The sequence below is a fragment of the Oceanicola granulosus HTCC2516 genome, from assembly GCF_000153305.1.
In the GTDB taxonomy this organism is placed as follows: Bacteria; Pseudomonadota; Alphaproteobacteria; order Rhodobacterales; family Rhodobacteraceae; genus Oceanicola; species Oceanicola granulosus.
In genome coordinates this window covers 881,673-896,578 of sequence record NZ_CH724107.1, presented here as the reverse complement: position 1 = coordinate 896,578, position 14,906 = coordinate 881,673, and the positions used below count along the sequence as shown (strand labels likewise).

Here is a 14,906-nt window from a genome sequence, read left to right as displayed (position 1 = left end):
CGCGCCGAGGCCGCGCACGTGGCGCACCCGGCCCTGCTCGTAGAGCGCCGCCACCGGCTCGGCGCGCGCCGCCTTGCCCCGCATCGCGCGCACGCCCTTGTAGGGCACCGTCGGCGCGACCTGGCGCAGCATCGCGGCCACCATGTCGCCGCCCTGGTTGACCTCCGCCACGATGCGGTCGGCTTGGTGCCGCTCATAGGCGGCGATGGCGGCGCGCGCCCAGGTGGTCGAACTGCCGGCGACGGAGGCATCCTCGAGCACCCAGGCCCGCCAATTGTCCGCCCCGCCGTCGTAGCAGGCGCCGGCGACGACGATGCCGCAGACATCGCCGCCCCCCGCCGAGGGATCGACGGCGACGACGACCCGGTGGAGGTCTGACCCCCCACAGCCCACCACCGAGAGAGACCCCGACATGAGCGACACCGACGACCTCACCCAGGCGATCCGCGACTTCTCCAGCGATCTCGGCACCTTCCGAGACGACATTCACACAAGACTTCAAGAGCAGGAAACCCGCATGACCCAGATCGACCGCAAGTCCCTCAGCGCCGCCGCGCGGCCCGCTCTCTCGGCCGCCGCCGAGGGCCCCGCGCCCCACGCCAAGGCCTTCGAAGCCTACCTGCGCTCGGGCGACGACGACGCGCTGCGCGGCCTCGAGCTCGAGGGCAAGGCGATCTCCACCGTCGCCGGCGACGGCGGCTATCTGGTCGATCCGCAGACCTCCGAGACCGTGGCCAGCGTGCTCTCCACCACCGCCTCGCTGCGCGCCGTCGCCTCGGTCGTGCAGGTCAACGCCACCAGCTACGACGTGCTCATCGACCACAGCGAGGCCGGCGCCGGCTGGGGCAGCGAGAGCGGCAGCGTCGGCGAGACGGCGACCCCGGCGCTCGACCGGATCTCGATCCCGCTCTACGAGCTCAACGCGATGCCGAAGGCCAGCCAGCGCCTGCTCGACGACAGCGCCTTCGACGTCGAGGGCTGGCTCGCCGAGCGCATCGCCGCCAAGTTCGCCCGCGCCGAGGCCGAGGCCTTCGTCACCGGCGACGGCACCGACAAGCCGAAGGGCTTCCTCACCTACCCGCAGATCGACAATGCCAGCTGGAGCTGGGGCAGCATCGGCACCATCCCGACCGGGTCCGACGGCGCCTTCTCGACCAACGATTCCGGCAACGCGATGATCAACCTCGTCTACGCCGTCTCCGCCGAGTACCGCGCCGGGGGCAGCTTCGTGATGAACTCGCGCACCGCCTCCGAGGTGCGCAAGCTCAAGGACAGCGACGGGCGGTTCCTGTGGTCGGACGGCTTCGTCAACGGCGAGCCGGCGCGGCTGCTGGGCTACAAGGTGCTGATCGCCGAGGACATGCCCGACATCGCCTCCGGCACCACCGCCATCGCCTTCGGCGATTTCTCGGCCGGCTACACCGTCGCCGAGCGCCCCGACCTGCGCGTCCTGCGCGATCCGTTCTCCGCCAAGCCCCACGTGCTGTTCTACGCCACCAAGCGCGTCGGCGGCGGGGTCAGCGACTACGCGGCGATCAAGCTTCTGAAGTTCTCCGTGAGCTGACCGTTCGCGGAAGAGGAACGGTGCCGCCCGCCGGCCGGGCGGCACCGGGGGCCGGGCGCGTCGGCGCTTGGGGTGGGCGCGGCGGGCCCGGCGCCACGACAGGACAGACAGGATAGAACCCATGATGCTGATCGAAGAGACCACCGTGCCCCAGGGCGCGCTGCCGGTCGCCGACTTCAAGGAGCACCTGCGGCTCGGGACCGGCTTCTCCGGCGACGCGCTGCAGGACGGCGTGCTCGAGAGCTACCTGCGCGCCGCGATGGCGGCGATCGAGGCGCGTACCGGCAAGATCCTGATCGAGCGCGAGTTCACCTGGACGCTGACCTTCTGGCGCGAGCGCGACCGGCAGGTGCTGCCGGTGGCCCCGATCAGCGCGATCTCCGGGATCACCCTCGTCGACGCCGCCGGCGGGCAGACCGCGCTGCCGAACGACGCCTGGCACTTCGAGCACGACATGGCCCGCCCCTCGATCCGCGCCGCCGGGGCGCACCTGCCCGCGATCCCGGCCGGCGGCTTCGCGCGGCTCGGCTTCCTCGCCGGCTTCGGGCCGGACTGGACCGACCTGCCCGCCGATCTCGCCCAGGCCGTGCGGCTGCTCGCGGCGCACTACTACGAGTACCGCCACGACTCCGCCCCCGGCGCACGCGGGCTGCCCTACAGCGTCAACGCGCTGCTCGAGCGCTACCGGTCGGTGCGGCTGACCGGGGGAGGCCGCGCATGAGCTTTCCGCGACTGAACCGCCAGCTGGTGCTCGAGAAGGCGATCCGAGTGCCCGACGGCGCGGGCGGCTATGCCACCACCTGGGCCGGGATCGGCATCCTGTGGGCCGAGCTCGAGGGCCGCACCGGCCGCGCCCGGCGCGGGGCGGAGACGCCGCTGTCGACGACGCGCTACCGCATCACCGTGCGCGCCGCGCCGTTCGGCGCCGAGGCGCGCCCCGAGCCGGGCCAGCGCTTCCGCGACGAGGCCCGGCTGTTCGCGATCAAGGCGGTGACGGAGACCGACCCGGACGGGCGATTCCTGACCTGCTTCGCCGAAGAGGAGGTCGCGCCATGAGCTACGGCGTCTCCGGCGCGCTGCAGGCGGCCGTGTTCCAGGCGCTCGCCACCGACGCGGCGCTCGCCGCCGAGGTCGGCACCGCGATCTACGACGCGCTGCCCCCGGGCAGCCTGCCGCCGCTCTACGTCACGCTCGGCCCCGAGCAGGCGGAGGACCGCTCCGACGTCACCGCCACCGGCGCGCTGCACGAGTTCACCGTCTCGGTCGTCTCGCACCAGGCGGGCTTCGCGGCGGCCAAGGCGGCGGCGGCGGCGATCTCCGACGCGCTCGCGGGCGCCGACCTGCTGCTCGCGCGCGGCCGCCTCGTCTGGCTCGCCTTCCACAAGGCCAGGGCGGCGCGCGCCGGCACCGGCGACACGCGGCGGATCGACCTGCGCTTCCGCGCGCGGGTCGAGGACTGAACCTGAACACAAGCGAAGAGGACCGACCCATGGTGGCCCAGAACGGCAAGGACCTGCTGGTCAAGATCGACATGACCGGCGACGGCCAATTCGAGACGGCGGCGGGCCTGCGCGCCAGCCGGCTCAGCTTCAACGCCGAGACCCTCGACGTCACCAGCCTCGACAGCGGCGGCTGGCGCGAGCTGCTCGGCGGCGCGGGGGTGCGCAGCGCGTCGATCTCCGGCTCGGGCGTCTTCCGCGACGCCGACACCGACGAGCGCGTGCGCCAGATCTTCTTCGATGGGCAGACGCCCGACTTCCAGGTGGTGATCCCCGATTTCGGCACCGTCGAGGGGCCGTTCCTCGTCACCGGGCTCGAGTATGCCGGCACCTACGACGGCGAGGCGACGTTCGAGCTGTCGCTGGCCTCGGCGGGCGTGCTTGGCTTCGTGGCGCACTGACATGGCCAATCCCCATGCAGGCGAGGTCGAGATCGTCGTCGACGGCGAACGGCTGGTGATGAAGCTCACGCTCGGCGCGCTGGCCGAGCTGGAGGCGCGGCTCGGGGCGGGCTCGCTCGTCGCGCTCGCCGAGCGGTTCGAGGGCGGCGACGTGTCGAGCCGCGACGTGCTGGCGCTGATCGTGGCGGGGCTGCGCGGCGGCGGGCTGCCGGTGGTGGAGGACGACCTGCTCGCCGCCGAGATCGAGGGCGGGCCGATGGCGGCGGCGAAGGCGGCGGCGGAGCTGCTGGCGCGCGCCTTCGCGGCGCCATGAGCAGCCCTGTGAGCGGCGGCCTGGACTGGCGGGGCCTGATGCGCGCCGGGATCGGCGGGCTCGGGCTGTCGCCGGCAGAGTTCTGGGCGCTGACTCCGGCCGAGCTACTGGTGCGGCTCGGCCTGACGGGGGGCGGCGCCCCGATGGCGCGCGCGCGGCTCGAGGAGCTCGCGGCGGCCTTTCCCGACGGTGGAGGAGAAATCCGATGACTGACCGACTGGACGACCTCGACGAGGAGATGGAGACGCTGGGCGACCGCCTCGGCGAGACCCGCGCGGCGGGCGCGGCCTTCTCGGCCGAGCTGGCGCGGCTGCAGGGCGAGATGGGCCGCAGCGCCCGCGATCTCGGGCGGCTCTCGCGCGGCTTCTCGGGCGGGCTGCGGCGCGCGGTGGACGGGCTGCTGTTCGACGGCGCGCGGCTGTCCGACACGTTCCGCACGCTGGCGCTGTCGATGGCCGACACCGCCTATTCCGCCGCCATGCGCCCGGTCACGGACCATGCCGGCGGGCTGCTCTCGAGCGGCATCAACGCCGCCGTCGGCGCGATGCTGCCCCGCCCCGGCGGCCTCGCCCGGAGCGTTGCGCCCTTCGCCGAGGGCCTCGCCGCGCCGCCCGCCGCCGCGCCTCCGGCGCCGGCCACGGACGGCGGCGGCGCGGGGCAGGGCGTCCACGTCACGATGAACATCGCCACGCCCGACGTGCGCGGCTTCGAGCAGAGCCGTGGCCAGATCGCGGCCCGGCTCGGCCGGGCGCTCGCCGCCGGGCAGCGCAACCGCTGACACAGAGAGGCCGCCCCATGTTCCACGACGTCCGCTTTCCCGTCTCGCTCAGCTTCGGCGCCCGTGGCGGCCCCGAACGGCGCACCGAGATCGTCACCCTCGCCAACGGCGCCGAGGAGCGCAACACGCCCTGGGCCCACTCGCGCCGCCGCTTCGACGCCGGCCTCGGCCTGCGCTCGCTCGACGACCTCGAGACGGTCATCGCCTTCTTCGAGGCGCGCGCCGGCCAGCTTCACGCCTTCCGCTGGAAGGACTGGAGCGACTTCAAGTCGTGCCGCCCCTCCGCCAGCCCCGCGCCGACGGACCAGCTCCTCGGGCTGGGCGACGAGACCACCGCGACCTTCCAGCTCGTCAAGCACTACGGCACCGGCGGCGACACCTACGCCCGCCCGATCACCCGGCCGGTCGCGGGGACGGTGCAGGTCGCCGTCGGCGGCAGCCCGGTGACGGAAGGGGTCGAGTGGAGCGTCGATACCGCCACCGGCCTCGTCACCTTCACCCACCCGCCCGACGTGGGCGGCGAGGTGACGGCGGGGTTCGAGTTCGACGTGCCGGTCCGCTTCGACACCGACCGGATCGAGACCTCGCTCGCCAGCTTCAACGCCGGCGAGGTGCCCGACCTGCCGGTGGTGGAGGTGCGCCCGTGAGCCTCGCCGACCACCTCGCCACCGGGATCACCAGCGTCTGCCGCTGCTGGCGCGTCACCCGCCGCGACGGCGTCGCGCTCGGCTTCACCGACCACGACCGCGACCTTGTCTTCGACGGCCTGACCTTCCGCGCCGACACCGGCCTCAGCGCCCGCGAGAGCGTGCGCAGCACCGGGCTCGCGGTCGACAATTCCGAGGCGCTCGGCATCCTCAGCGACGACGCCGTCAGCGCCGCCGCCGTCAGCGCCGCCGACATCGAGGCAGGGAGCTACGACGGGGCGGAGGTCGAGGCGTGGCTGGTGAACTGGCGCGCGCCCGAGGAGCGGCGCGTGCGCTTTCGCGGCCATATCGGCGAGCTGCGCCGGGGCGGCGGGGCGTTCGTCGCCGAGCTGCGCGGGCTGACTGACGCGCTCAACGCGCCGGTCGGCCGCGCCTACGGGCCACGCTGCGACGCGCTGCTCGGCGACGCGGCCTGCGGCGTCGACCTGGAAGCGCTGGCGGAGACCGCCGTGGCGGGCGCGGTCGCCGACGGCCGCGTGCTGCGCTGCGCCGACACGGGCCGGGCCGAAGGCTGGTACGAGGGCGGGCGGCTCGAGGTGACGTCGGGCGCGGCGGCGGGGCTGGCCGGCATCGTCAAGCACGACCGGATCGAGGCCGGCGAGCGGGTGCTCGTCCTGTGGGAGCCGATCCGCGCGCCCGTCGTGGCGGGCGACGCGCTGCGCCTGCTGCCGGGATGCGACAAGGCGGCGGGGACGTGCCGGGAGAAGTTTCACAACTTCATGAACTTCCGTGGCTTTCCTCACATACCGGGTGAGGACTGGCTCGCCGCCGTCCCGCGCCGCGACGGCGACAACGACGGGGGCGCGCGGTGAGCGCGGTCGTCGTCATCGCCCGTCGCTGGACCGGGACGCCCTACCGCCATCAGGCCTCGTGCGAAGGCGTGGGCTGTGACTGCCTCGGCCTGGTGCGGGGCATCTGGCGCGAGCTCCACGGCGGCGAGCCCGCGCCCATTCCCGCCTACGCGCCCGACTGGGCCGAGGCCGGCGGCAGCGGGCGGCTGCTCGCCGCCGCGCGCCGCCACCTCGCCCCCGCCGACACTCCCGCGCCGGGCGACGTGCTGCTGTTCCGCCTGCGCGAGGGCGGCGCCGCCCAGCATCTCGGCATCGCCACCGACCTCGCGCCGGTGCCGCGCTTCGTCCACGCCTACGCCCGCCACGGCGTCGTCGAGAGCCCGCTCTCCGGCCCGTGGCAGCGCCGCCTCGTCGCCCGTTTCGCATTCCCGCAAAGGAGCCGCTGACATGGCCACCCTTATCCTCGGCGCCGCCGGTCTCGCCGCCGGCACCTCCCTCGGCGGCTCGGTCCTCGGCCTCTCCAGCGCCGAGATCGGTCGCGCGGCCGGGGCCGGGCTCGGCCGGCTGATCGACGCGCGCCTGTTCGGGCAGGGCAGCGAGCCGGTCGAGACGGGCCGCGTCGACCGCTTCCGCCTCACCGGCGCCAGCGAGGGCGCGCCGATCGGGCGGGTCTACGGGCAGGCGCGCGTCGCCGGGCAGGTGATCTGGGCGAGCGACTTCCTCGAGCAGGGCAGCGGCGGCGGCGGCGGCAAGGGCGCTCCGGCCCAGCCGGCGCGCACCGATCTCAGCTACAGCGTCAGCCTCGCCGTCGCCGTCTGCGAGGGCGTCGTGACCCGCATCGGCCGGGTGTGGGCCGACGGACGCGAGGTGCCCGCGCATCGGCTCAACATGCGCGTCTACAAGGGCACCGACGACCAGCTGCCCGACCCGAAGATCGAGGCCGTCGAGGGCGCGGGGCAGGCGCCGGCCTACCGCGGCGTCGCCTACGTCCTGTTCGAGGACCTGCCGCTCGGCCAGTTCGGCAACCGGGTGCCCTCGTTCTCGTTCGAGGTCTCGCGCCCCGCCGGGCCCGACGAGGCCGACGGTTTGGTGCCGCCCGACATGGCCCGCGCGGTCCGCGGCGTGGCGCTGATGCCGGGCTCGGGCGAATACACGCTCGCCACCGAGACGGTAAGCGTCGAGGAGGGCTACGGCGCGACCCGGCTCGTCAACGTCAACAGCGCCGACGGCCGCCCCGACTTCGTCGCCGCTTTCGACGCGCTCGAGCAGGAGCTGCCGGACTGCGGCTCGGTCTCGCTCGTCGTGTCGTGGTTCGGCGACGACCTGCGGTGCGGCGCCTGCACGCTGCAGCCCAAGGTCGAGCACCACGGCACCGACGCCTCGATGCCCTGGCAGGTCAGCGGCACCGACCGCGCCGACGCGGCGCGGGTGGCGCAGGTCGATGGCGGGCCCGTCTACGGCGGCACGCCGACCGACCAGTCGGTGGTCCAGGCGATCCGGCACATGAAGAGCGCGGGCAAAGCTGTTGTTTTCTATCCATTCATCCTGATGGACCAGCTCGCCGACAACACGCTACCCGATCCCTGGAGCGGCGCGACCGGCCAGCCCGCGCTGCCCTGGCGCGGGCGCATCACCCTCTCCGCCGCCCCCGGCACCGACGGCTCGCCCGACGGCAGCGCGGCGGCCGAGGCCGAGGTGGCGAGCTTCATGGGCGCCGCGCAACCGGCGGATTTCACGCCGCAATCCGGCGGCGTCGCCTATGGCGGCCCGGCCGAGTGGTCCTATCGCCGCTTCATCCTGCACTACGCCCACCTCTGCGCCGTCGCGGGCGGGGTCGACGCCTTCTGCATCGGCTCCGAGATGCGCGCCCTGACCCAGATCCGCGGCGCGTCGGGTTTCCCGGCCGTCGATGCCCTGCGCACCCTCGCCGGCGAGGTCCGCGCCATCCTCGGCCCCGCCTGCAAGCTCGGCTACGCCGCCGACTGGAGCGAGTATCACGGCTACCAACCTGCTGGCACGGCGGACAAATACTTCCACCTCGATCCGCTCTGGGCCGATCCGGACATCGACTTCGTCGGCATCGACAACTACATGCCGCTCGCCGACTGGCGCGATGGCGACACCCACGCCGATGCCGGCTGGGGGACGATCCACGACCTCGGCTACCTGATGTCCAACGTCGCCGGCGGCGAGGGGTACGACTTTTACTACGCCAGCCCCGAGGACCGCGACGCGCAGGTGCGCACGCCGATCACCGACGGCTTCGGCACGCCCTGGGTCTGGCGCTACAAGGACCTCGTCGGCTGGTGGGACAACTACCACCACGACCGCGTCGACGGCGCCCCGGCGGCCGAGCCCACCGCGTGGGAGCCGGGCAGCAAGCCGATCTGGTTCACCGAGTTCGGCTGCGCGGCCATCGACAAGGGCGCCAACCAGCCCAACAAGTTCCTCGACCCGAAGAGCTCGGAATCGGCCATTCCATACTTCTCGGCCGGTTACCGCGACGAGTTCATGCAGATGCAGTACCTGCGCGCCACCCTCGGCCATTGGTCCGACCCGGCCAACAACCCCGTCTCGCGCTTCACCGGGCAGCGGATGCTCGACATGGACCGCGCCCATGTCTGGGCCTGGGACGCGCGGCCCTACCCGGCGTTTCCCGGCCGGCTCGACGTCTGGTCGGACGGGCCGAACCACGAGTTCGGCCACTGGATCACCGGGCGCACCGCCGCCCGGCCGCTGGCGCAGGTGGTCGAGGCGCTCTGCCGCGAGGCGGGGATGTCGGAGGTGGACACGTCGGGCGTCCACGGCCTCGTGCGCGGCTACAGCCTCGCCGAGGTCGCGCCGATCCGGGCGGCGCTGCAGCCGCTGATGCTGGCCTACGGCTTCGACGCCTTCGAGCGCGACGGGCGGCTCGTGTTCCGCTCGCGCTCGGGGCGCGGGGCGGTGGCGCTCGAGGCGGAGCGGCTGGTGGCGGGCGAGGGCCGGGAGGCGACGCTCGAGCGGACCCGCGCCGGCGAGGCGGAACTGGCGGGGACGGTGCGGCTCGGCTTCATCGAGAGCGGCGGCAGCTACCGCAGCGCCGCCGCCAGCGCGCTGCACCCGGGCGACTCCAGCCGCGCCGTCGCCGCGAGCGAGCTGGCGCTGAGCCTGACGCGCGGCGAGGGGCAGCTCGTGGCCGAGCGCTGGCTCGCCGAGGCCCGCGTGGCGCGCGACGAGGCGCGCTTCGCGCTGCCGCCCTCGCGGGAGGTCGGGCCGGGCGACGTGGTGCGGCTCGAGGGGGCCGACTGGCGCGTCGACCGGGTCGAGGAGGGGCTGGCGCGCGCCGTCGAGGCGGTGCGCATCGAGCCCGAGATCTACCGCCCGCGCGATCCCGGCGCGGCGCTCGCCGCGTTGCCCGCGCCGCAGGTGCCGGGGCCGGTGGAGGCGCTGTTCCTCGACTTGCCGCTGATCACCGGCGACGAGCCGGCGCACGCGCCCCGCGTGGCGGCGACGGCGCGGGACTGGCCGGGCGAGGTGGCGCTCTACCGCTCGGCGACGGGCGCCGACTTCGCCCTCGACCGCCTGCTGGCGCGCCCCGCCACCGTCGGGCGCACCCTGACGCCGCTGCCCGCCGCGCGCCCCGGCACGTGGGACCGCGGCCCGGCGCTGCGGGTGGCGTTGGTGCGCGGCGAGCTGGCGTCGGCCGGCCCCGACGCGCTGCTCGCGGGGGCCAACGTCGCGGCGATCGGCGACGGCACGCCGGGCAATTGGGAGCTGTTCCAGTTCGCGCGGGCCGAGCTCGTGGCGCCCCTGACTTACGACCTCGCGCTGCGGCTGCGCGGGCAGGCGGGCAGCGACGGGCTGATGCCGGCGCACTGGCCCGCCGACAGCACGCTGGTCCTGCTCGACACCCGAGTCGCGCTGCTCGACCTGCCGGCGGCGAGCCGGGGGACGCTGCAGCACTGGCGCTGGGGCCCCGCCGACCGCCCGCTCGACCACGACAGCCTCCGCGCCGCCGCCCACGCCTTCGCGGGCAACGGCCTGCGCCCCTACCCGGTGGCGCATCTCGCGGCGGCGGTCAGCGGCGGCGACGTGGCGCTGTCGTGGGTGCGGCGCACGCGGATCGACGGCGACGGCTGGGAGGGCCGCGAGGTGCCGCTCGGCGAGGCCGATGAGCGCTACCTCGTGCGGGTGAGCGAGGCGGGCGTCCTGCGGCGCGAGGCGGAGGTCGACGCGCCGGCCTGGAGCTACGACGCCGCCACCCGCGCCGCCGACGGCCTCGCCGGGGCGGCGGCGCTCGAGATGGCGGTGGCGCAGCTGTCGGAGCGCTACGGGCCCGGCCCGTTCCGCTCGCTGGAGGTGGCGCTGTGATGCGCCCGTTGCTGCCGGGCGATCTCGACACGGGCGTGCGCGCGCTGCTGGCGGTGCCCCCGGCGCGGCGCCCGCCGCTGGCGCGCCGCCTCGTCGCCGCGGCCCGCGCCGCCGAGCGCCACCGCGCCGTGACCGGCAAGGCGCACCCGCGCCACGGCACCGGCAGCCTCGCCTCGGCCGCCATGACCGGCCCCCTCGCGCCGCTGCCGGGCCATTGCGACCGCGCCTACCGCGCCTGTCTCGCCCTGCTGATCGAGGCGTGCCGGTCCCTGCCGTAGCGCCCGCCCCGGCTTCATCTGGCCAGAAATATGCACGGCCCGCCGCCGCCGCCCGCGCGCCGCCCCGATCGGCGCCCGGCATCGCCGCCCTCGCGGCTTTTCTCTTCCCCTGCGCCGGCTATCTCGGTTAGGCAGGGCCAGCACAGGAGACCAGGCGCATGGCAGCACCGCATCCCAAACCGACCGAGCTCGACCCGGTCTGGCAGCGCATCCGCCAGGAGGCCACCGCCGCCATCGACGCCGAGCCGCTGATGGGCGGGCTGGTCCATGCCACGATCCTGCACCACCAGACCTTCGAGAACGCGCTCGCCTACCGGGTCGCGCTCAAGCTCGCCTCGGCGGAGATGTCGGAGCAGATCCTGCGCGAGATCGCCGACGACGCCTATGCCCGCGCCCCCGACCTGACCGCCGCCGCCCGGGCCGACCTGACGGCGGTGTTCGAGCGCGACCCGGCCTGCCACCGGTTCATGCAGCCGCTCCTGTACTTCAAGGGCTACCAGGCGATCCAGGCCTACCGGCTCGGCCACTGGCTCTGGGAGCAGGGGCGCAAGGACATCGCCTATTTCATCCAGATGCGGGTGAGCGAGATCTTCGGCGTCGACATCCACCCCAACGCCCTGGTCGGGCGCGGGATCATGATCGACCACGCCCATTCCATCGTCATCGGCGAGACGGCGGTGGTGGGCGACAATGTCTCGATGCTGCATTCGGTGACGCTCGGCGGCACCGGCAAGGAAGACGACGACCGCCACCCCAAGATCGAGGACGGCGTGCTGATCGGGGCGGGGGCGAAGGTGCTGGGCAACATCCGCATCGGCCATTGCTCGCGCATCGCGGCCGGCTCGGTGGTGCTGCACGAGGTGCCGCCCTGCAAGACCGTCGCCGGGGTGCCGGCGCGCATCGTCGGCGAGGCGGGGTGCGATCAGCCGTCGCTGTCGATGGATCACCTGATCCGCTCGGGCTCCGTCGGCCCCTGACGCTTTCCTGCTGACGCTGCGTCAGGTATCCTGACGGCCGGGAGGATGTCTGCCATGTCACGCACCACGAGCGGCCGCGGCCGCCTGTACGAGTCCGTCACCGACACGATCGGCGACACGCCGGTGATCCGCCTCAACCGGATCGCGCCGGAGCACGTCACGATCTACGTCAAGGTCGAGGCCTTCAACCCGGCCGGCTCGGTCAAGGACCGGCTGGCGGTGAGCATCATCGAGGAGGCCGAGGCCTCGGGCGCGCTGGCGCCGGGGCAGACGGTCGTCGAGGCCACCTCGGGCAACACCGGCATCGGCCTCGCCATGGCCTGCGCGGCGACGGGGCATCCGCTGGTGGTGACGATGGCCGACAGCTTCTCCATCGAGCGGCGCAAGCTGATGCGCTTCCTGGGCGCGAAGGTGGTGCTGACGCCGCGCGCCGACAAGGCGGTGGGGATGTACAAGAAGGCCGTGGAGCTCGCCGAGGCCAACGGCTGGTTCATGGCCCGCCAGTTCGAGACCCCGGCCAACGCGCTGATCCACGCCAACACCACCGCGCGCGAGATCCTCGCCGATTTCGACGGCCAGCGGCTCAACTACTTCGTCACCGGCTACGGCACCGGCGGGACGTTCAACGGCGTCGCGAAGGTGCTGAAGGCCGAGCGGCCCGACGTGAAGATCGTGCTCACCGAGCCCGCCAACGCGGCGCTCGTCGGGTCGGGCACGGCGCAGGCGCGCGGGGAGGGCGGCTCGCCCGCGAGCGGCCACCCGGCCTGGGAGCCGCACCCGATCCAGGGCTGGACGCCCGACTTCATCCCCGCCGTGCTGCAGGAGGCGCTGGACCGGGGCGATCACGACGCGCTGATCCCCGTCACCGGTGCCGACGGCATGACGTGGGCGCAGCGGCTGGCGCGCGAGGAGGGCATCTTCGTCGGCATCTCGGCGGGCGCCACGCTCGCCGCGGCGGTGGCGGCGGCCGGGGAGGCGCCGGAGGGGTCGGTGATGCTGGTGATGCTGCCCGACACCGGCGAGCGCTACCTGACGACGCCGCTGTTCGAGGCGATCCCCGAGGAGATGACCGGCGAGGAGCAGGCGCTTTCCCGCTCGACACCGGGCTACCAGCTCGCCTGACCCCGCGGGCCGGGCTTCAGCCCGGCCCGCCGGGGAACATCCCGCCCCCGCGCCTGTTTCGGAAGGGACAGGAGCCGCGTTCGCTCCGCCAGTACCCAATGAGGATCGTCATGGATAACGTCGTCACGCTCGACCCGCGCTTCACCGTCGCCACCTTCGCCCCCGACCAGGCCGCGCTGGCACAGGCGCAGAAGGACGGCTTCCGCGCCGTCGTCAACCTGCGCACGGCGTCCGAGAAGCCGGAGATCGCCCCCGACGAGGAGGAGCGCATCGCCCGCGAGGCCGGGCTCGCCTACCTGCACCACCCGACCGCCGCCGACGGGCTCGACGCCGCGCATGTGGACGAGTTCCGCCGCCACCTCGCCAGCCTGCCCGACCCGGTGCTGGTCCATTGCGCCTCGGGCAAGCGCGCGGGCGCGCTGACCCTGATGGCCCTGGGGGCCGAGAACGGCTGGAGCGGCGACGAGGCGCTCGCGCACGGCCGGCAGGCCGGGCTGGACCTTGCCAACGAGCAGATCGGCGGCTTCGTGTCGCGCTACCTCGACGACAAGCTGGCCTGAGCGCTCAGCGCGCCTTCGCCGTCGCGCGCCGCTTCGGCTTGGCCGGAGGGGCGGCGGCGGCGCGCTCCGCGGCTTCCTTCTCGAGCCGGGCCTCGCGCAGGCGGGCGATCTTGCGGTCGCGGGCCTCGCTGTCTTCGCGGATGATGGCGGTGGCGGCTTCGTGGGTACGGCTGAAGGCAACTTCGAAACGGTTGGGCGTGTAGGTACTCTTGGCCAAGTCGGGCTCCTGTCGGGCAGCGGGCGGCGTCCGCGCCGCCCTGAACAACAGCTAGGGCGGATCGCGCGAAAGGCACGGGCGCGTGAGCATCATCTTCAGCGGCCGCGCCCGGCGGACGGCGCTGCCGGCGCGGCGGCGGGCGAGGCGAAGCTGGACGTGGAGCAGGCCAATCACGCGCCCGGGGATCGTGCCGGACCTCGTCGTCGGGCGGATCTGAGGGCGCGCGGCGGCGGCCGGCCGGGTAGGGCGCCCGGCCGGCGGCGCGTCAGGGACGGACCGCGACGACCTCGATCTCGACCAGCCACGACGGGTTGGCGAGGCCGGCGACCTCGAAGACGGAGCGGGTGGGCAGCTCCGGCTGCGCGTCGGTGCCGAAATGCTGGACGTAGCCTTCCATGAAGCCGCGGAAATCCATGCCGTCGGCGCCCTCGGGGGCAACGAGGTAGACCTGCATCTTCACCACGTCCCCCATGTCGAGACCCAGCGCGCCGAGCTTCTGCTCGATGGCGGCGAGCGTGGTCTCGGTCTGGGCGCGGGTGTCGCCGAAGCGCTCGGGCGAGCCTTGCTCGGCGGCCTCGTCGACGACCTGCGGGACGGTGCCGCTGAGGTAGACGAGCGTGGCGTCGGCGGGGATCTCGGCCGCCATCAGGATCGGGAAGTCGGAGCCCGGGGTGCGGTGGCGGATCAGGCCGGCCTCGTCCTCGGTCTCCGTGCCGGAGGCGTCGTCGCCGTCCATGCCGTCGCCGGAGGCGTCGTCCATGTCCGCCTCGCCGTCGTCGGCGGTGGCGTCCATCTCGTTGGGCGAGTCGACCTCGTTGCCGGCGTTGCCCTCGGCCGCCTCCTCGCGGTCGGGTTCGGGATCGCCCTCTTCGTCGTCCTCCTCGGCGATCTCGTGCTCGGCCAGCACCTCGGGCTCCTCGTAGGGCCGCGAGTCGGCGACGAGCTGCAGGGTGCCGTCGGGCTCGTAGCCGTTGCCGAGGCCCTGCTGGATGAAGTCGGTGATCGCGAGCACCTGCTCGTCGCTCAGCAGGTGGCCGAGCGCGGGCATCCCGCCCTGGCCGTTGACGATGAGGGTGATCGGGTAGGCGGCGAACTCGAGGTTGGGGTTGTTTGCCAGCGCCGGGTAGGCGCCGGCGCCCACGGCCCCCTCGCCGTCGGGCATGTGGCAGCCGGCGCAGAAGGTGTCGTAGAGCACTTCGCCGTCGGTCGACGTGTAGCCGTCGCCGTCGAAGGCCTGCGCGTCGGGCACCGTCGAGATGAACTGCGCCGGGTCGCCTTCCTGGGCGAAGGCCGGTCCGGCGGCGAGGCCCGTGAGCGCGAGAACGGAAAGGAATCGTGCTGTCATGATG

At 73.9% G+C, this 14,906-nt stretch carries 18 protein-coding genes and 1 pseudogene; 16 read left to right on the top strand and 3 right to left on the bottom strand.

The features are described from left to right. Nucleotides 1-375: pseudogene (locus OG2516_RS04230) on the bottom strand (phage terminase large subunit family protein); the annotation flags it as partial. A gap of 37 nt (nucleotides 376-412) precedes the next feature. Between OG2516_RS04230 and OG2516_RS04225 the strand changes: the two are divergent. From OG2516_RS04225 to OG2516_RS04150, 16 genes are all read left to right on the top strand, one after another. After that, entirely contained in the window at nucleotides 413-1,564 is a 1,152-nt protein-coding gene (locus tag OG2516_RS04225; RefSeq protein WP_007254383.1) for a phage major capsid protein, read from the top strand. A gap of 121 nt (nucleotides 1,565-1,685) precedes the next feature. After that, entirely contained in the window at nucleotides 1,686-2,285 is a 600-nt protein-coding gene (locus OG2516_RS04220) for a head-tail connector protein (protein WP_007254382.1), read from the top strand. Beyond that, nucleotides 2,282-2,620, top strand: a complete 339-nt coding sequence (locus OG2516_RS04215; RefSeq protein WP_007254381.1) for a head-tail adaptor protein — start codon at nucleotides 2,282-2,284, stop codon at nucleotides 2,618-2,620. The genes OG2516_RS04220 and OG2516_RS04215 overlap by 4 nt, the downstream gene beginning before the upstream one ends. Beyond that, nucleotides 2,617-3,024, top strand: a complete 408-nt coding sequence (locus tag OG2516_RS04210) for a DUF3168 domain-containing protein (RefSeq protein WP_007254380.1) — start codon at nucleotides 2,617-2,619, stop codon at nucleotides 3,022-3,024. The genes OG2516_RS04215 and OG2516_RS04210 overlap by 4 nt, the downstream gene beginning before the upstream one ends. Before the next feature lie 29 nt (nucleotides 3,025-3,053). Then, on the top strand, nucleotides 3,054-3,464 hold the full coding sequence (locus OG2516_RS04205) for a phage major tail protein, TP901-1 family (protein WP_007254379.1): 411 nt from the start codon (nucleotides 3,054-3,056) through the stop codon (nucleotides 3,462-3,464). A 1-nt stretch (nucleotide 3,465) separates the two neighbouring features. Beyond that, a complete protein-coding gene (locus OG2516_RS04200) occupies nucleotides 3,466-3,777 on the top strand; it encodes a gene transfer agent family protein (protein WP_007254378.1) in 312 nt (103 codons plus the stop codon). Then, complete coding sequence (locus OG2516_RS04195) at nucleotides 3,774-3,986, top strand: rcc01693 family protein (protein ID WP_007254377.1); 213 nt, start codon at nucleotides 3,774-3,776, stop codon at nucleotides 3,984-3,986. Before OG2516_RS04200 ends, OG2516_RS04195 begins: the two co-directional genes overlap by 4 nt. Next, nucleotides 3,983-4,555: a phage tail tape measure family protein gene (locus OG2516_RS04190; protein ID WP_007254376.1), complete on the top strand. Its 573-nt coding sequence runs from the start codon at nucleotides 3,983-3,985 to the stop codon at nucleotides 4,553-4,555. Before OG2516_RS04195 ends, OG2516_RS04190 begins: the two co-directional genes overlap by 4 nt. A gap of 17 nt (nucleotides 4,556-4,572) precedes the next feature. Further along, nucleotides 4,573-5,202, top strand: a complete 630-nt coding sequence (locus tag OG2516_RS04185; RefSeq protein ID WP_007254375.1) for a DUF2460 domain-containing protein — start codon at nucleotides 4,573-4,575, stop codon at nucleotides 5,200-5,202. Beyond that, the gene (locus OG2516_RS04180; RefSeq protein WP_007254374.1) at nucleotides 5,199-6,074 is read left to right on the top strand and encodes a DUF2163 domain-containing protein; all 876 of its coding nucleotides are present in this window, start codon (nucleotides 5,199-5,201) and stop codon (nucleotides 6,072-6,074) included. The genes OG2516_RS04185 and OG2516_RS04180 overlap by 4 nt, the downstream gene beginning before the upstream one ends. Further along, complete coding sequence (locus OG2516_RS04175; RefSeq protein ID WP_007254373.1) at nucleotides 6,071-6,499, top strand: NlpC/P60 family protein; 429 nt, start codon at nucleotides 6,071-6,073, stop codon at nucleotides 6,497-6,499. Before OG2516_RS04180 ends, OG2516_RS04175 begins: the two co-directional genes overlap by 4 nt. Nucleotide 6,500: 1 nt before the next feature. Continuing rightward, entirely contained in the window at nucleotides 6,501-10,403 is a 3,903-nt protein-coding gene (locus OG2516_RS04170; RefSeq protein WP_007254372.1) for a baseplate multidomain protein megatron, read from the top strand. Continuing rightward, entirely contained in the window at nucleotides 10,403-10,681 is a 279-nt protein-coding gene (locus tag OG2516_RS04165; protein WP_007254371.1) for a DUF7742 family protein, read from the top strand. The genes OG2516_RS04170 and OG2516_RS04165 overlap by 1 nt, the downstream gene beginning before the upstream one ends. A 158-nt stretch (nucleotides 10,682-10,839) precedes the next feature. Further along, nucleotides 10,840-11,658 (top strand): serine O-acetyltransferase, encoded by an 819-nt coding sequence (gene cysE, locus OG2516_RS04160; RefSeq protein ID WP_007254370.1) that lies wholly within the window; start codon nucleotides 10,840-10,842, stop codon nucleotides 11,656-11,658. Nucleotides 11,659-11,712: 54 nt separating this feature from the next. Beyond that, nucleotides 11,713-12,780 (top strand): PLP-dependent cysteine synthase family protein, encoded by a 1,068-nt coding sequence (locus OG2516_RS04155; protein WP_007254369.1) that lies wholly within the window; start codon nucleotides 11,713-11,715, stop codon nucleotides 12,778-12,780. Nucleotides 12,781-12,890: 110 nt separating this feature from the next. Then, nucleotides 12,891-13,340 (top strand): protein tyrosine phosphatase family protein, encoded by a 450-nt coding sequence (locus OG2516_RS04150; protein ID WP_007254368.1) that lies wholly within the window; start codon nucleotides 12,891-12,893, stop codon nucleotides 13,338-13,340. Nucleotides 13,341-13,344: 4 nt separating this feature from the next. On the opposite strand, the gene OG2516_RS04145 is transcribed toward OG2516_RS04150, so the two are convergent. Together OG2516_RS04145 and OG2516_RS19450 are read right to left on the bottom strand one after the other, a co-directional pair. Next, nucleotides 13,345-13,557: a hypothetical protein gene (locus OG2516_RS04145; RefSeq protein ID WP_007254367.1), complete on the bottom strand. Its 213-nt coding sequence runs from the start codon at nucleotides 13,555-13,557 to the stop codon at nucleotides 13,345-13,347. A gap of 265 nt (nucleotides 13,558-13,822) precedes the next feature. Further along, the gene (locus OG2516_RS19450) at nucleotides 13,823-14,902 is read right to left on the bottom strand and encodes a Rid family hydrolase (RefSeq protein WP_156799268.1); all 1,080 of its coding nucleotides are present in this window, start codon (nucleotides 14,900-14,902) and stop codon (nucleotides 13,823-13,825) included. Nucleotides 14,903-14,906: the final 4 nt, after the last annotated feature.

What these genes read in the sequence shown, in the direction of transcription:
- OG2516_RS04185 (WP_007254375.1), top strand. Translation starts at nt 4,573, where the DNA reads ATGTTCCACGACGTCCGCTTTCCCGTCTCGCTCAGCTTCGGCGCCCGT.
- OG2516_RS04215 (WP_007254381.1), top strand. Translation starts at nt 2,282, where the DNA reads ATGAGCTTTCCGCGACTGAACCGCCAGCTGGTGCTCGAGAAGGCGATC.
- OG2516_RS04210 (WP_007254380.1), top strand. Translation starts at nt 2,617, where the DNA reads ATGAGCTACGGCGTCTCCGGCGCGCTGCAGGCGGCCGTGTTCCAGGCG.
- OG2516_RS04200 (WP_007254378.1), top strand. Translation starts at nt 3,466, where the DNA reads ATGGCCAATCCCCATGCAGGCGAGGTCGAGATCGTCGTCGACGGCGAA.
- cysE (WP_007254370.1), top strand. Translation starts at nt 10,840, where the DNA reads ATGGCAGCACCGCATCCCAAACCGACCGAGCTCGACCCGGTCTGGCAG.
- OG2516_RS04190 (WP_007254376.1), top strand. Translation starts at nt 3,983, where the DNA reads ATGACTGACCGACTGGACGACCTCGACGAGGAGATGGAGACGCTGGGC.
- OG2516_RS04155 (WP_007254369.1), top strand. Translation starts at nt 11,713, where the DNA reads ATGTCACGCACCACGAGCGGCCGCGGCCGCCTGTACGAGTCCGTCACC.
- OG2516_RS04150 (WP_007254368.1), top strand. Translation starts at nt 12,891, where the DNA reads ATGGATAACGTCGTCACGCTCGACCCGCGCTTCACCGTCGCCACCTTC.
- OG2516_RS04170 (WP_007254372.1), top strand. Translation starts at nt 6,501, where the DNA reads ATGGCCACCCTTATCCTCGGCGCCGCCGGTCTCGCCGCCGGCACCTCC.
- OG2516_RS04220 (WP_007254382.1), top strand. Translation starts at nt 1,686, where the DNA reads ATGATGCTGATCGAAGAGACCACCGTGCCCCAGGGCGCGCTGCCGGTC.
- OG2516_RS04165 (WP_007254371.1), top strand. Translation starts at nt 10,403, where the DNA reads ATGCGCCCGTTGCTGCCGGGCGATCTCGACACGGGCGTGCGCGCGCTG.
- OG2516_RS04225 (WP_007254383.1), top strand. Translation starts at nt 413, where the DNA reads ATGAGCGACACCGACGACCTCACCCAGGCGATCCGCGACTTCTCCAGC.
- OG2516_RS04195 (WP_007254377.1), top strand. Translation starts at nt 3,774, where the DNA reads ATGAGCAGCCCTGTGAGCGGCGGCCTGGACTGGCGGGGCCTGATGCGC.
- OG2516_RS04205 (WP_007254379.1), top strand. Translation starts at nt 3,054, where the DNA reads ATGGTGGCCCAGAACGGCAAGGACCTGCTGGTCAAGATCGACATGACC.
- OG2516_RS19450 (WP_156799268.1), bottom strand. Translation starts at nt 14,902, where the DNA reads ATGACAGCACGATTCCTTTCCGTTCTCGCGCTCACGGGCCTCGCCGCC.